This window comes from Chryseobacillus diguaensis, from assembly GCF_049220665.1.
In the GTDB taxonomy this organism is placed as follows: domain Bacteria; phylum Bacillota; class Bacilli; order Bacillales; family Bacillaceae; genus Metabacillus_B.
In genome coordinates this window covers 1-15275 of record NZ_JBMKNV010000019.1, presented here as the reverse complement: position 1 = coordinate 15275, position 15275 = coordinate 1, and the positions used below count along the sequence as shown (strand labels likewise).

Here is a 15275-nt window from a genome sequence, read left to right as displayed (position 1 = left end):
AAATTTCAAGAAAAGATGTGCCGAAGCATTTCTTCATACGTTTTTGAAACCTATAAGAATTGCAGCATTGCGAAAGCAGCCTCATAAAAAAACACCTGAAATTATTCAGGTGCTAAAGCATTGTTCTTAGCTTTTCGCTGAGAACAGCAAATTCTTTTATAGAAAGGGTTTCCCCTCTTCTTCTTGGATCAATCCCTGCTTCCTCAAGAGCCTTCTCGATCAGCTCCTTTTGAAGCTTGCCTGACGGCAGTGTGTGAGTCAAATTATTTAAAATGGTTTTTCTTCTTTGGGCAAAGCTAGCCCTGACCACATGAAAGAAAAAATCCTCATCATCTACTTCAACCTGAGGCTTCTCCCTTGTCAAAAGGCGAATCACAGCGGAATCTACATTCGGCTGCGGCACAAATACCGTTTTAGGAACCGTCATCACCGTCTTGGCTTCTGTGTAGTACTGTACAGCGATTGAAAGGGAACCGTAGTCCTTTGTAGAAGGATTTGCTGCAATACGGTCGGCTACTTCCTTCTGAAGCATAACAACAATCCCTCTTAATGGGAGCCTGTCCTCAAGGAGCTTCATAATAATAGGGGTTGTCACATAATAAGGCAGGTTTGCTGCTACAACAATGTCTTTGCACTCTGCAAATTCCTCTAGAATTACTGATTTAACATCAGCTTTTAAAATATCCTGGTGTATAACTTTCACATTCGGGTATGGTGATAAAGTATCCTCTAAAATCGGCAGGAGTCTTTGATCAATTTCATAGGCCACAACCTTTTTTGCCCTCTTTGCCAGCTGCTCAGTCAGTGCACCGATTCCTGGACCAATTTCAATCACGCCTGTTTCTTCTGTAATTTCTGCGTGATCTGCAATCCGGTGAAGAATATTTGTATCAATCAAGAAGTTTTGTCCAAGACTCTTTTTAAACGAAAAGCCGTGCTTATCAAGAATTCCTCTTGTTCTGGCAGGCGTGGCGATATCTTTAATCATTTTTTGCTTCCTCCTGCAGTATTTCTTTAAGAGCCAATCCAAATGCTTCGCGTGTTATTTGAAACATATGCAGCCTTTTTTGCAGCTGTTTGCCATTGGCATATCCGATTTTCAAAATGGAACCAAGCTTTTCTCTTCTAGACTTTGCAAGCGGGTGGCCTAGAAGCCCTGCTGTCAAAAGATCCTCTGCACTGATTTCAGCAGGAGCATCAGCCATTTCTTCCTTAACGGCAAGCAAGGCTTCCCTGATTGCTGCAGATGATGCGTGCTCAACACCGATCCCCCTGCCGTTTTTAGGCCTTGCCTCATCCTTCGGAATAAAAGCGTGCTTACAGCCCGGTATAGCTTCAGAAATGGTCTTCCGGATTTTTTCTCCCGGAAAATCAGGATCCGTAAAAATGATAACCCCTCTTGATTGTTTAGCAAGGCGGATTTGATCTAATACTGTCTCTCCGATGGCAGAACCGTTTGTCTCAATAGTATCAGCCTGAACAGCTCTTTTTACAGCAGCAGTATCATCTCTTCCTTCCACCACAATAATTTCTTTTATTTTCATTATTTCCTCCAAAAGTGAAACATTAACAGATAAAACCGTCGAATCTATAAGTAATGAAAAACAATTTTTATTGAATAAAAGCTACCAACTTTAGTGTCAACTGAAAAAGTCAAAACCGGACTTCCCGATTTTTTCCTCCAGTGCTTGTCGGGGCTGACCAAGGCGCTTCCGCTTTTCTTTATTGTCCAGCTCCGCCTCCTAGCCCCTCGAGTCGCTTCTGGAAAAACCAAAAAGTCAAAACCGGACTTTTCGGTTTTTCCCTCCAGCGCTTGTCGGGGCTGGACAGTCGGCTCCGCTTTTCTTTATTGTCCAGCTGCAGCGCCTAGCCCGATCTGAGGTCACTTCAGAAAAAATCAAAAAGTCAAAAGCGGACTTTTCGATTTTTTCTTCCAGTGCTTGTCGGGGCTGACCAGGCGCTTCCGCTTTTATTATTATAACGCAAAAAAACAGAGGGGATAAAACCCTCTGTGAAAAGTTTAATTCAGGATTTTGATTTTCACTCTTTTGTTTCCCCATTTATAAGCAGAAGAATTGTCTGGGAAGAAGACATCAATTTTATGGCCGTTAATAGCCGAACCGGTGTCTGCTGCAACTGCATAGCCGTATCCTTCTACATACACCTTTGTACCTAAAGGAATAACGTCTGGATCTACTGCGATGACTTTTGCATTCGGGTTGGCTTTCAGATTAACTCCAGTTGCTGTCTTTCCTGAACAACCGCTGCAGCTTGCTGTATAAGCTGTAGAATTTACATACATTTCTTTTGAAACGGATTGGTTTCCGCGTGAGACATTTCTTGGTTTGCTATCTGATTTCGAAGCTACTGGAGTTGCTTTTGGAGCTGGCGGGGCTTTCGTTCCAATGGCAACAACGCGATCAGAGCTTTCCTGAAGAGTGCTGATGCTGATTAATTTTCTGCCGACTTCCTTGCCGTTTTTCCTGACAACTAAAAAGTTTTTAGTCTGTTTGCCCTTTTCTCCTGGTTCCACCACTTTTTGCTCTCCGCGGTCCAGATTGCTGTCATTCTTTGTGACAACGGCAAACCTTAAAGGTTCTTCCACTACATCGGTGACTTTTTCTACACGCAGCACGCTTACGGTTTCATTCTTCCGCAAGGTATGGTCCATTCCAGGCTCAACTTGATCATGATCATTGAGCTTGATGTTCCGATCTTTCAAAAAGTCAGCGACAGTAGTCGAAGTGGTCCAAACTTGTTCCTTTTTACCACCATTATTCAGTGTCAGCTGAAATGCACGGTCAATTGTCAAGGCTGTATCTTTACCGATTTTGGTTTCAAGAGATGGGCTAACCTTATCGAACTTAGATAATTTTATGTGCTCTTCCTTCAGCACATCCCCTACCGTTCGGGCAGTCGTCATAACAGTTGACGTTTTTCCGCCGCTTGTAACCGTAACGGGTTTCGCATCCTGAAACACAATTTTCATGTTACTCTTTATCCTGGTGTTCTCAGGATGTGACAGCTTATCATGACTGTCTGGATCTATATTTAATTCCCGAAGCAAATTACCTACCGTCTCAGCATGTGTTCTGATTTTTTCCTGTTTGCCGTTGATATCTACTGAGACATCTTGCTTTGATCCCTCGTATGTACCAAATGCTGTACCAGTTCCTAGCACTAGTAAGCTAGCGGCAGAAAGAATAATCTTGTTTTTATTCATTCTTTCGGAAAATAGCTTTTTCATATTTTTTATCAAAATAAAAAAACGCCTCCTTATCCTCCGGTGATTATATAGAGTATATTTCCACCTGTCAACCGTCACCACTTCTTTCTTGTATTTGTAACACGTGACACTATTATGCTAAAAAACTAGCAAAAAAGAAAGAAATAGTTATCGACAAAGTTATCCTATGTGAGAAAGAAGAAGCATAGAACAAATCATTTTGGAAGCCTGATAGACAGGCTTCCTGAGCTTTCGACAGATTATTTTATCAAGAAATGCCGAAAAATTTCTTGGCATTTTCCGTTGTCTGCCTGCCTACCTCTTCAACTGTGATGCCCCTTAATTTGGCAATTTCCTCCGCTACATATCTTACATAGCCCGGTTCATTCCGTTTTCCCCTGAAGGGATGCGGTGTTAAATAAGGGCAGTCCGTCTCAATGAGCAGTCTCTCCATTGGAACCTCTGCAGCAACTTCCTTTGGTTTTTTTGCATTTTTGAAGGTAACCGGCCCTCCAAGAGAAATATAGAAGTTCATATCAATGCATTGCATGGCTATTTCGATGCTTCCTGTAAAACAATGCATAATGCCTCCTACTTCCTCGGCACCTTCACTTTGAAGTATTTCCAGTACGTCTGCTGTGGCATCTCTGTTATGTATAATAATTGGCAGCTTTACTTCTTTTGCTAGAGCGATTTGTTTCTTGAAGACTTCCTTTTGCACATCTTTCGGAGACTTGTCCCAGTGGTAGTCAAGGCCCATCTCTCCTATTGCGACCACCTTTGGATGAGAGGAAAGCTCGCGGATCCAATTCAAATCCTCATCTGTCATGTCAATGGCATCTACCGGATGCCAGCCGATTGCTGCATAGATAAATTCGTATTGCTCTATGAGCTCCATTGCTCTCATAATGGTTTCACGATCAAAACCGACGACAACGATCTTTTCGACCCCTTCTTCTTTTGCTCTATTTATAACCTCTATTAAATCATCTTCGTACTGAACCGCATTTAAATGGGCGTGGGTATCAAAAAGCATGTAAAAAATCTCCTTTCAGTTTCATTTTTTACAGGTGAACCGAAGTTTATTCCTGTTTGCTTAAACGATTCTTTTTTGCTTTTATGCGCCTGTGTATCAAACTAGGTTTCTATTCACGAGTCTCTGACAAAAATCTTTTAAAAAGGCTAAAAAAAAGAGGTGTTCAGCAAAATGTTACACGTGAAACACCTCTTTCGACAATTATTTGATTCGGGTACCGTTGGCGAGTGTCTGATCAACTGAAGCAAGAGAAAGAATTCCGTTCTCTTCTCCAGCGAGAATCATCCCCTGGGATAGTTCGCCCCTAAGCTTGACTGGCTTAAGGTTTGCTACACAAATGACTTTTCTTCCTACAAGCTGTTCAGGCTCATAAAATTTCGCTATTCCAGATACAACCTGCCGTTTTTCATAGCCAAGGTCCAGCTGAAGTTTTAAAAGCTTATCTGCTTTTTTTACAGGTTCACAAGCGAGTACTTCTGCTACCCTTAAATCAACTTTAAAAAAGTCATCGATGGTGATTTCAGGTTCTTCTGGCTGAGCTTCTTCCTTTGGCAATTCTTCAACAGGAGCACTGCCCTTCATTTGCCCTTTGATGTACTCGACTTCTTCCTCCATATCAAGACGAGGGAAAAGAGGTTCAGATTGACCCACTTTTGTTTCGCCGAGACTTCCAAATGTTTTAAGACTTTCCCATGTTTTTAAGGCGTCATCTTCTACACCTAGCTGTGCAAAGATTTTCTCAGGTGCAATTGTAAGGAATGGCTTAAGCAAAATGGCCACTCTTCTTAGTGATTCAGCAAGATGGTACATGATGGACTGAAGATCCTCCGTTTTGGATGGATCCTTAGCTACTGCCCAAGGCTGTGTTTCATCAATGTATTTGTTCGTACGGCTGACAAGCTGCCATACAGCTGAAAGCGCGACAGAGAATTCCATTTTTTCCATTGCTTCTTCATAGCGCTCAACAGTACCTTGATTCATTTCAGCAAGAGACTTATCAAACTCTGTTATTGAGCCGCTGTAATTCGGAATCTTTCCGTCAAAATATTTCTGAATCATTGCTACCGTTCTATTAAGAAGGTTGCCAAGGTCATTTGCCAGGTCGTAGTTCAACCGCTCAACAAATCCTTCAGGTGTAAACACACCATCAGAACCAAATGGTACTTCGCGAAGCAAATAATAGCGAAGAGCATCAAGGCCGTACCGGTCGATTAATGTAACAGGATCCACTACATTGCCTTTTGATTTGGACATTTTTCCATCCTTCATCAAGAGCCAGCCATGGGCAAACACTTTTTTTGGAAGCGGCAGGTCGAGCGCCATCAGCATGATCGGCCAATAAATTGTATGGAAACGGACAATTTCTTTACTCATTAAATGGACATCTGCCGGCCAATACGTACGGAATTTTTCATCCTGATCTGTCCCGTACCCAAGAGCTGTGATGTAGTTAGACAAGGCATCAATCCAAACATAAACAACATGCTTGGGATCTCCAGGAACCTTCACTCCCCAGTCAAAGGATGTTCTGGAAACAGCAAGGTCTTCTAAGCCTGGTTTAATAAAGTTATTAATCATTTCATTTTTACGGGATTCAGGCTGAATGAATTCAGGATTTTCTTCGTAAAACTTCAAAAGGCGGTCAGCATATTTCCCCATGCGGAAGAAATAGGACTGTTCTTTTACCAATTCAACCGGATGTCCGCTGTCAGGGCTCTTACCGCCCACTACTTTTCCGCCTTCCATGATCGGATCTGCAAGCTGATGGACCGTATAATAGGTTTCATCAGGAACAGAGTACCAGCCTTCATATTCATCAAGGTAAATATCTCCTTGATCCAAAAGCCGTTTAAAAATTTTATCTACTGCTGTTTTATGACGCTCCTCTGTTGTACGGATAAAATCATCATAAGAAATTTCCATCATGTTCCACAGCTCTTTAATTCCGGAAACAATTCCATCTACGTATTCTTGAGGACTAATCCCTTGTTCTTCTGCTTTTCTTTGTATTTTCTGCCCATGCTCGTCAGTGCCTGTTAAGTACATGACATCAAAGCCGCGCATGCGCTTATACCGCGCCATTGCATCGCCAGCCGTTGTTGTATAGGCATGGCCAATATGTAAGTTCCCACTTGGATAATAAATTGGAGTCGTAATGTAAAAAGTTTTCCGACTTTCCATGAATTTCCCTCCCTGCAACAAATTAGAAGAAAAGCCCCCGCCCCAAAGGACGAGAGCGCTTTGGCTTTCTCGCATCTATACATTATGATAACATCTTGGCCTTTAATATCAAGAAATTATACCAATCAATGGACAAAAAATTCAATCGGCTAAAGAATAATATATTGCTGCCAAAATAACCAATTGCTCCCTTTTGTCGAAAGGGTGTTGAAATATGTCGAATATTGTTTATAATTGGCTTGTATTTATTTAAAGAAAAGTTAGCATTTTCATGTTTAATATTTACCTTTTTTTAGGTTTATTTGCCTATTTTTGCGGGTACTTGTTATGGTAAACCCACTACTATCAAGGTCTTTCTTAACTTCAGATATTCGTCAACTGACAAATTCGCATAAAATGATTGACGTATTTTGGAAACATTGATATGCTAATGTAGCAATTAATTTTTGTCGAATAATGACGAAGTTAAGAGATAAACCACATAGAGAAGGTTAAATTGGGAGGAGAATGAATCGATGAAATCTACAGGTATTGTACGTAAAGTTGATGAATTAGGCCGCGTGGTAATTCCAATCGAATTGCGCCGTACTTTAGGCATTGCAGAGAAGGATGCTCTAGAAATTTATGTTGATGATGAAAGAATCATTTTGAAAAAATACAAACCAAACATGACTTGCCAAGTAACTGGTGAAGTTTCTGATGACAACTTGTCATTGGCTAACGGCAAATTGGTTCTTAGCCGCGAAGGTGCAGAACAAATCATTAAAGAAATTCAAAACCAGTTCCAAACAAAATAAGCACGGTTTATTTAAAACCCTCCAGCTCAGCTGGAGGGTTTTTTATTGGCTTATTATTTCTTAATAGCTTCTTCAGTCAATATGGTAGGCCTGATAAACTTCGCGCTTTTGCAAACCGCGGTCTGCTGCAGCAAGCTTAATGGCTTCCTTCGAGGTGTGGCCTTTTTCAATATAATATTCAACATGCTGCTGCAGCGTCCATTCATCCCAAACGTTTTCTTCTGGTGTCCTGTTTTCTTCTTTACTTCCTTCAACAATGAGGCAGAATTCCCCTCTGGCCTCATTTTGGCTGGCCCAGTCTGAAACCTCCTGAAGGGTTCCCCGAATAAATTCCTCGAATTTTTTCGTGAGCTCCCGGCAAATCGAGATTTTTCTATTCCCAAAATAGTCCTGCATGAGAAGAAGAGTTTCCTTTAATCGATGCGGAGATTCATAAAAAATGAGTGTTTCCTTATATTGCTTTAACTCCTCTAGCTCCTTCTTCTTCTCTTTTTTCTGTCTATCGAGAAATCCATAAAACAAAAAGGGCTGCGGGGAAATTCCAGAAGCAATTAGTGCCGTAAGGGCAGCGTTTGCTCCGGGGAGAGGGATCACATTGATCCCTTCCGCAACAGCTGCTTTTACTAACTCACTTCCCGGATCCGAAATCGTGGGCATACCCGCATCACTGACGATGGCAATGGTTTTCCCTTCCTTTAGAAGACTTAGGAGCTTATAGCTGCTGCTTTCCTTATTATGTTCGTGATGGCTTGTCAGGGGAGTTTCTATTTCAAAATAGTGACAAAGCTTTTTCGTCTGTCTTGTATCTTCTGCAGCGATTAAATCAGCTTCTTTTAAAATGTTAATAGCCCGAAAGGTCATGTCCTCCAAATTTCCTATTGGAGTAGGGACCAGATACAGGCTGCCTGTTTCAGTGCTTTCCTTAAAGCTTTGCTGCACCCGCATATATTTTCCTCCTTATTGCCTAAAATGATATTGATCCGCTTAATCCTCATGTTTAATCTCGGCATCCAATCTTGAAGGCTTATCTCCATATAGAATTTTACGGACCTCCTCTGTATATTCCCCGCCCTCATTATAGACAAAGAGCGGCGGGAGAATCTTAAGATCAGGCTGTCCGTTTTTTATTCCTTCTATTAATAAAGTGTTTGCTTCCTTGCCATGTTTCGGATAGACAAATTGAATTCTTTTCGGCTCAAGCTTATACTTTCTCATTAATTCTACAATTTCAAGTAACCGGCCTGGCCTATGAACAAATGCCGCTTTCCCTCCCATTTTCAGAAGCTGGCTGCTCACCTTTACAACATCCTCAAGGGTGCAATATATCTCATGGCGCGCAATGGCGAAGTATTCATTTTCATTCATCTCCCTCTTTTGGGGAGTTTTGAAATAAGGCGGATTGCATGTGACCACATCAAACTTGCCGTGTCCGAGCTGCTTGGGCATCTCTTTAATATCACCATGAACCATTTTTATCTGTTCATTTAATTGATTATATTCGATGCTTTTTTCTGCCATTTGATAAAGTCTTTCCTGCAGTTCGACCCCGGTAATTTCAGCATGGGTCCTTGTGCTTAATAATAACGGTATGACACCATTGCCTGTACAAAGATCAAGGATTCTCCCTTTTCGAATCGGCAAATAAGCGAACTTGGAAAGCAATACAGCATCAAGGGAAAAGGAGAAAACGGAGGGACTCTGAATAATCCTCAGATCTTCTGCGAGCAAATAATCCAATCTTTCATCACCTGTTAATTCAATCATGTCCGGTTACCCTTTCTTTGGAAATTGATAAAGCTCTTAAAAAGTGAAAAAAGCTTCCTGATGGAAAAGGAAGCCAATTTACTACTTCTTATTCAAAAATGAAAGGCAGAAGAGACAGTCTCCATCCTTACGGAGACTACCGTAATGAATATTGCAAATGTGGAAGCCTTCCTGGTAAAGACGAGCCAAATTGTCATAGCCTTCGCCAACATCCATGGCAGCATTTTTCTGATCCTCGTCTTTTTCCTTGTCCTTGTTTTGGCCGGAAGTCTTGGATAAGGGTGCCATTGCATCCATTCTGCGTCTTAAATTTTGATTTTCAAGTGTAAGATGATGATTTTCTTCGATAAGTTCAGCAATATGCTGTTTTAATTCACCCAGCTGTCCATAGAGGGAACCAATTTGTTCTTCCATACTGCTGACAGATTCGAAGATTTCTTTTTTATCCAAGATTTCCACCTCATTCTGTGGATTGCATTGGAACGGCGCCTTCTTGCTTTAATTCTTCCCAGTTAAATTCAACCACATGATCCTTGTCCAACAGTTGAACTTGAAGAATTCGCTCCAGAATATTTAAGCCGACAACTTTCCCTGATCCATTAGGTGTCGCAATCATTTCCCCAACATCAGGAAGAAGTTCTTTGGCAGACTCATATTCATCATTTTCATATTTCAGGCAGCACATAAGTCTTCCGCACAGTCCTGAAATTTTTGTGGGATTAAGAGAAAGATTCTGATCCTTCGCCATTTTAATCGAAACCGGCTCAAAGTCTCCGAGAAAGGTCGAGCAGCAAAGCATGCGGCCACATGGTCCTATACCTCCAAGCATTTTCGCCTCATCCCTTACACCAATTTGCCTAAGCTCAATCCGTGTTTTGAAAATGGAAGCCAAGTCTTTTACAAGCTCTCGGAAATCAACACGCCCATCTGCTGTGAAATAGAAAATGACTTTATTCCGGTCAAATGTATATTCTACATCGACAAGCTTCATTTCAAGCCCGTGCTGCATCACTTTCTGCTGGCAAACTTCATAAGCATCATTGGCAGCCTGATGGTTCTCCTCTACAATCATACGGTCTTTTGCATCGGCGACTCTTAATACTTTTTTCAGCGGAAGAACAACGTCATGTTCACCAACTTGCTTCTCGCTGATCACTACTTTCCCGAACTCAATGCCTCTTACTGTTTCGACGATGACAAAATCGCCGTCTTCTATATGAAACCCATTAGGATCGAAATAATAAATTTTGCCCGCTTTTTTGAAGCGAACGCCTACAACTTTATACAAAGTTATCCCTCCTGCAACGTTAAAACCAATTGCTCCATCAAGAGTTGCGGATTGACATTGGACTGCAGCCTTTTTTTCGCTTCCAATATTGAGGTGATTTTGTCAGCAGCTCCGAGCTGTGTCATTTGCAGAGCATGCTGGCGCAAAGATTCGTTGAGATCCTTAAATACGATTGTCTCCTCTTTTCCAATTTGAATGGAAATCACGTCTTTATATAAAAACAAAAGCAAATCCAACCCGCATTCTTGAAGTTCTTTATCTGTAAAAAACGGCATCCATTGTGTGTGGACAAAAATGATTGCCTGATCTTTGCGTGAAGTTAATGCTTCATATAATTTTATCACTTTCGCTCTAGCTTCTGCAAACCAATCATTTCGACTTAATTCGATGGCATCATCCAGATTATTGGTCATTTGGGCAGCGATTCCAGCAAGATGAGGTGCAACCTGATTTTTTTCAAGCTCCAGCCGAATGGCTGCCGGAGGAATTGGATGAAAAGAAAGCGTTTGGCACCTGGAGAGAATGGTATTAAGAATTTGATGAACCTGTTCTGTCATAAGAATCGCCATCGTTTCACGATTTGGTTCTTCTAAAAATTTCAGCAGACTGTTGGCCGCATTGGTAGTCATTTTATCAGCCTGGGAAATGATATAGACCTTTTTATTTGATTCGAGTCCTGTTTTTGAAAATTCTTCTTGAAGCTCCTGTATTTGCTTCTTTTTGATTGACAGCCCGTCAGGCTCAATGAGGTGGACGTCTGGGTGATTTCCTGAATCAATGCGTCTGCAGTTGCGGCAATGGCCGCAAGGTTTAAACTCCTGCAGGTTCTCACAAAAATAGCTTTTCGCGAGCAGCATGCTTACTTCCATTTTTCCCGTCCCTTTTTTCCCTTCAAAAAGATAAGCATGTGCCAAACGGTTTTTCACAATACTGTTCGCGAGGAGCTTTAATACTCTTGGCTGATAGTCAGCAAGTTCATCCCAAGTTTTATTCATTGCCATCACTCTCTAAGTATATAAGTTAACAAGCAGCCCTTTAATTTCGCCTACACTTGCCAGGATATCGAGATTGCTTTTCTCTTTATTGACAACTTCGTCCGTTAAATCAATCAGCTTTCTGTCTACCTGCTGGACAACGTTCAGGGAGCGGCCATTGCCGCTGAAATCCCAGCTTCGGGACTGCTTCAGGTTAAGTCCATAGTCTACGGCTTCATTTATAAAACGCTTTACAATTCCTTTGAATTTAGCAAGATCGTTAAAATTTCTTGATTTGGAAAGCCTTGTGCCAGCTTCCTGCAAATCGCCAATCATCTTATTAAGCTGCTCGATTTGCAGCTTGTTCTCCTGTTTATGAACCGTTTCCTGAAACCCTTTGGAAGAAACGGTAACTTCCTTCTGGGCTATCCTCGAATCGATATTCGTCCGAAGATCCTGGTTTATCTTCATTTCATCTCACCTTTAAAATTGATGAAAGTGCTCTACTGGAACGACAAATACCGTTGCCCCGCCCACTTCCACTTCTATTGGGTACGGTACATAGGAATCGGCATTTCCGCCCATAGGGGAAACAGGCGCAACCATTTGTTCCCTTGACTCACAGTTTTCCTTGATCAGTTCTAATGCTTTATCAACACGGATATCTTCTGTACCAATCATGAAAGTGGTATTTCCTGAACGGAGAAATCCTCCTGTAGTAGCCAATTTCGTTACACGGAAATTATGTTCTGTCAAACTGCTTAATAAATGATGGCTATCTTGGTCCTGTACTACAGCAATGATAAGTTTCATAGCGAACTGCCTCCTATTTATTGTCACATTTCTCTTATTGTAAAAACCCTTTTTCTATACATCGGCGGCTTCCGAAGATCCTTTTATGGTTATACAGAATCATCTTCCTGAAAACAGCCATTTTAGAACTTATTTTGATAACAGATCGATCTTATTTGCTAAAATATTCATAACATCCTGTGTTACCTTTTCAATAGAACCACTTGCATCAATGGTTACAATGCGTTCAGGAAACATGCTTAATACCTTTTTATATCCTTCCTGAACTTTATAATGAAAATCGATCTCTTCAAGATCCAGCCGATTTACTTCCCTGCTGTCATTTTTATTAATCCTTTGCATGCCCGCTTCGGGATGGAGGTCAAAATAGACCGTTAAGTCAGGCATCACATGGTTTGTAGCAAACATGTTAATACCTAGCACTTCTTCAATGCCAAGACCTCTTGCATATCCCTGATAAGCAAGTGAACTGTCAATAAAACGGTCGCAAAGAACGATTCTCCCCTCATCTAAAGCGGGGATGACTTTTTCAGCCATGTGCTGGCGTCTTGCAGCTGCATAAAGCAAAGCTTCTGTACGGGCATCCATCTCTGTGTTTTCTTTATCTAAAATAACAGAGCGGATTTGTTCGGCAATTTTAATACCGCCAGGCTCCCTTGTTGCAAGAACGTTAATGCCCTTTTCTTTCAAAAGGTCTACTGCTTTTTGCAGAATGGTTGTTTTTCCTGCGCCCTCAGGACCTTCAAATGTAATAAAACAGCCGCTCAAACGAATCACCTTTTCTATTTATATACTGCTAACGTTCCCAGATGTAATTGTCTTCCGCCATGGAACCTTGTCCCATGGGCAATCATGGATTGAATCTGATCCAGATGAAACTGTGCGATCCTCTCCCCTGCAGCAAGCAGAGGTATTCCAGGAGGATAGGGAATAACAGCTTCAGCACTCAAAGAGCCAATTGCCTTTTTAAAAGAAACAGAATGGATTTCTCTCTTTTTCAAACTGGCATATGATACCGGAAGCCTTGCGATGGGCTCGTATTCCAAAGCTGGAATGGTATGTGAGCTCTTTTCTCCATCTTTAGACTCCGATAGGTTTTCCCATAGTATACCATACCTCTCGGCAAAAGGATTCCACTCATTCAAAGCCAGAACGAGCAAAAAGTGCTTATGATCTGCCAGCTCTCCAAAAAAGCCGCTTTTTTCAAAAATCCTTTGCAGTTCAAAGCCGCTCACCCCTTTTTCAGAACAAACCGTCACTTTCAGCGGATCAACCTTTGAAACAGGATTTGACGGGCTCATTATTTTAATCCCAGGCAGGTTTGAGAGATCTTTCTTTGTTTGTTCAGCGGCTTTCAATATGCCTTGAAGCCGGCCTTTTTCCGCAATATCCTGCAGATACGCTCTGGCCAGATCCAATGAGGCCATAATCGGATAAGAAGGACTGCTGCTCTGCAAGACCGATAAATAATGCTCTACTTTTTCCCGGTCAACGAGTGAGCTGTTGAAATGAAGATATGATCCCATTGTCATTGCTGGCAGCGTCTTGTGAGCGGAATGAATGACAATGTCTGAACCAGCCTCAATGGCTGATGCAGGAAAAGGAGCGCCTAGAGAAAAGTGAGCCCCATGTGCTTCATCAATCAGAACAGGTATGCCTTTACTATGGGCTTTTTTGACAGCCCAGCTTAAATCCCCTGCTAAACCGTAATAGTTGGGGCTTGTTAAAACGAGAGCGTTCGCATCCGGATACTGCTCAATGGCTTTTTCAATGACAGTTTGGGGTACATGGGAAGGAACCTGCAGCCCCTCCTCAAAACCGGGTCCAAGAAAAACCGGTATAGCTCCTGCAAGTTCTATAGCATTTATGATGGACTTATGGCTGTTTCGCTGCACAAGAACAAGGTCATCTGTACCGCAGCAGGAAAGGATCATGGCCAGGTTCCCTGCGGTCGAACCATTTACAAGGAAATAGGTCTGCTGTACACCATAATAATGTGCGGCGAGCTCCATGGCCTCTGCAATAGGTCCCTCGGGTTCATGCAAATCATCCAGACCGGTAATTTCCGTTGCATCAATTTGCAGGATATTTTGAAAAAAGGCCCGGCCCTCATAAGGAAACACTTCTCCATTTTTATGGCCTGGTACATGGAAGGAAACAGGCTGATTGGAACTGTGCTTGACTAAAGCTGAAAACAAAGGAGTATTCAAAGTGACATCTCCAATCTATTAGTATGTTAAACTCTTGCGTAAGAATTCTCGCTAAAGCTTTGGACTGAAAATAAAGGAAACAAACATCTAAAGAATTTTAGTTTTGGCTGCAGCAAATACTCTAATGTTGATTATATCAAGGCTCGGCCGATCTTATCTCTTATAAATTTTTACTTATTTTGTGGGAATGCCAACAAGATTCGAAAGACTGATGCATGCACCACGAATAGCCTAAAATAAAAAGACCCTCTATAGGGCCTCTCTCTGTGCGCAGCGGGCTATCAAACTATGTCTCAGGAATAGAGCGGAGGCGTCTTAACCCTTTTCAACTTATCAATAAAATATTGGTACTTCGGTTCATTTGTTTCCGTTCCGATCATTTCTGCTTCACATTCGCAGCAAATAAAACTTGTATACAGATGAATGCCTTCTGTTTTCTTCCCCTCACAAACAATACAAGTCTTTAATGGTTTTTCCGTCTGATGATTATCCAAACTCTCCACCTCCATACCGTCTATTTTCTCCCGAATCGGTTAATTGTATACAAAATTTAGAATACACGGGATAAATGCCCATACCTCAATGTATGAACAGTACAATATCTCCGTGTATGTCTGAAAAAATTACACTGGCTTTAAGAGATGAGCAGCTGAAAAAGCACAAAAAAAGAACAGCTGATTTGCTCAGCTGTTCTTTCGGATGCCCGGCAATGTCCTACTCTCACAGGGGGAAACCCCCAACTACCATCGGCGCTGAAGAGCTTAACTTCCGTGTTCGGTATGGGAACGGGTGTGGCCTCTTCGCCATCATTACCAGACAAATATAGAAGAGATTGCTCTCTCAAAACCAGATAACACAGTCACACGTTTCACAGGAGAACACTTCCGTGTTCCTTCTTTTGGGTATCACATTAGGTTAAGTCCTCGATCGATTAGTATCCGTCAGCTCCACGTGTCACCACGCTTCCACCTCGGACCTATCTACCT

The 15275-nt window shown here is 41.8% G+C and carries 16 protein-coding genes and 1 rRNA gene; 1 reads left to right on the top strand and 16 read right to left on the bottom strand.

Translation table 11 applies throughout. The features are described 5' to 3' along the window. Window positions 1-112: 112 nt before the first annotated feature. The 5 genes from rsmA to metG all read right to left on the bottom strand — a co-directional run bounded on the left by rsmA (window position 113) and on the right by metG (window position 6443). Window positions 113-988, bottom strand: coding sequence for a 16S rRNA (adenine(1518)-N(6)/adenine(1519)-N(6))-dimethyltransferase RsmA (gene rsmA / locus ACOT8F_RS19445; RefSeq protein WP_421653592.1), 876 nt, complete (start codon window positions 986-988; stop codon window positions 113-115). After that, entirely contained in the window at window positions 981-1544 is a 564-nt protein-coding gene (rnmV, locus tag ACOT8F_RS19440; RefSeq protein ID WP_421653591.1) for a ribonuclease M5, read from the bottom strand. The genes rsmA and rnmV overlap by 8 nt, the downstream gene beginning before the upstream one ends. 476 nt (window positions 1545-2020) lie before the next feature. Then, window positions 2021-3247, bottom strand: a complete 1227-nt coding sequence (locus ACOT8F_RS19435) for a ubiquitin-like domain-containing protein (protein ID WP_421653633.1) — start codon at window positions 3245-3247, stop codon at window positions 2021-2023. Window positions 3248-3494: 247 nt separating this feature from the next. Continuing rightward, window positions 3495-4262: a TatD family hydrolase gene (locus ACOT8F_RS19430; protein ID WP_421653590.1), complete on the bottom strand. Its 768-nt coding sequence runs from the start codon at window positions 4260-4262 to the stop codon at window positions 3495-3497. 201 nt (window positions 4263-4463) lie between these two features. Beyond that, window positions 4464-6443: a methionine--tRNA ligase gene (gene metG, locus ACOT8F_RS19425; protein WP_421653589.1), complete on the bottom strand. Its 1980-nt coding sequence runs from the start codon at window positions 6441-6443 to the stop codon at window positions 4464-4466. Window positions 6444-6958: 515 nt separating this feature from the next. Between metG and abrB the strand changes: the two genes are divergently transcribed. Continuing rightward, window positions 6959-7240 (top strand): transition state genes transcriptional regulator AbrB, encoded by a 282-nt coding sequence (gene abrB / locus ACOT8F_RS19420; protein ID WP_421653588.1) that lies wholly within the window; start codon window positions 6959-6961, stop codon window positions 7238-7240. A 72-nt stretch (window positions 7241-7312) separates the two neighbouring features. On the opposite strand, the gene rsmI is transcribed toward abrB, so the two are convergent. The 11 genes from rsmI to rrf all read right to left on the bottom strand — a co-directional run bounded on the left by rsmI (window position 7313) and on the right by rrf (window position 15106). Then, on the bottom strand, window positions 7313-8185 hold the full coding sequence (rsmI, locus tag ACOT8F_RS19415; protein WP_421653587.1) for a 16S rRNA (cytidine(1402)-2'-O)-methyltransferase: 873 nt from the start codon (window positions 8183-8185) through the stop codon (window positions 7313-7315). 39 nt (window positions 8186-8224) lie between these two features. After that, a complete protein-coding gene (locus tag ACOT8F_RS19410) occupies window positions 8225-9004 on the bottom strand; it encodes a tRNA1(Val) (adenine(37)-N6)-methyltransferase (protein WP_421653586.1) in 780 nt (259 codons plus the stop codon). 81 nt (window positions 9005-9085) lie between these two features. Next, the gene (gene yabA, locus ACOT8F_RS19405) at window positions 9086-9454 is read right to left on the bottom strand and encodes a DNA replication initiation control protein YabA (protein ID WP_421653585.1); all 369 of its coding nucleotides are present in this window, start codon (window positions 9452-9454) and stop codon (window positions 9086-9088) included. Window positions 9455-9464: 10 nt separating this feature from the next. Next, window positions 9465-10292, bottom strand: a complete 828-nt coding sequence (gene ricT, locus ACOT8F_RS19400) for a competence/sporulation regulator complex protein RicT (RefSeq protein ID WP_421653584.1) — start codon at window positions 10290-10292, stop codon at window positions 9465-9467. A 2-nt stretch (window positions 10293-10294) separates the two neighbouring features. Continuing rightward, window positions 10295-11287, bottom strand: coding sequence for a DNA polymerase III subunit delta' (holB, locus tag ACOT8F_RS19395; RefSeq protein WP_421653583.1), 993 nt, complete (start codon window positions 11285-11287; stop codon window positions 10295-10297). Window positions 11288-11299: 12 nt separating this feature from the next. Continuing rightward, a complete protein-coding gene (locus ACOT8F_RS19390; RefSeq protein WP_421653582.1) occupies window positions 11300-11737 on the bottom strand; it encodes a YaaR family protein in 438 nt (145 codons plus the stop codon). Window positions 11738-11749: 12 nt separating this feature from the next. Next, entirely contained in the window at window positions 11750-12079 is a 330-nt protein-coding gene (locus ACOT8F_RS19385; RefSeq protein WP_421653581.1) for a cyclic di-AMP receptor DarA, read from the bottom strand. A gap of 129 nt (window positions 12080-12208) precedes the next feature. Then, window positions 12209-12847, bottom strand: a complete 639-nt coding sequence (gene tmk / locus ACOT8F_RS19380; RefSeq protein WP_421653580.1) for a dTMP kinase — start codon at window positions 12845-12847, stop codon at window positions 12209-12211. 14 nt (window positions 12848-12861) lie between these two features. Then, complete coding sequence (locus tag ACOT8F_RS19375; RefSeq protein ID WP_421653579.1) at window positions 12862-14289, bottom strand: aminotransferase class I/II-fold pyridoxal phosphate-dependent enzyme; 1428 nt, start codon at window positions 14287-14289, stop codon at window positions 12862-12864. 293 nt (window positions 14290-14582) lie between these two features. After that, on the bottom strand, window positions 14583-14792 hold the full coding sequence (locus ACOT8F_RS19370; protein ID WP_421653632.1) for a sigma factor G inhibitor Gin: 210 nt from the start codon (window positions 14790-14792) through the stop codon (window positions 14583-14585). 198 nt (window positions 14793-14990) lie between these two features. Continuing rightward, window positions 14991-15106 (bottom strand): 5S ribosomal RNA (gene rrf / locus ACOT8F_RS19365). Window positions 15107-15275: the final 169 nt, after the last annotated feature.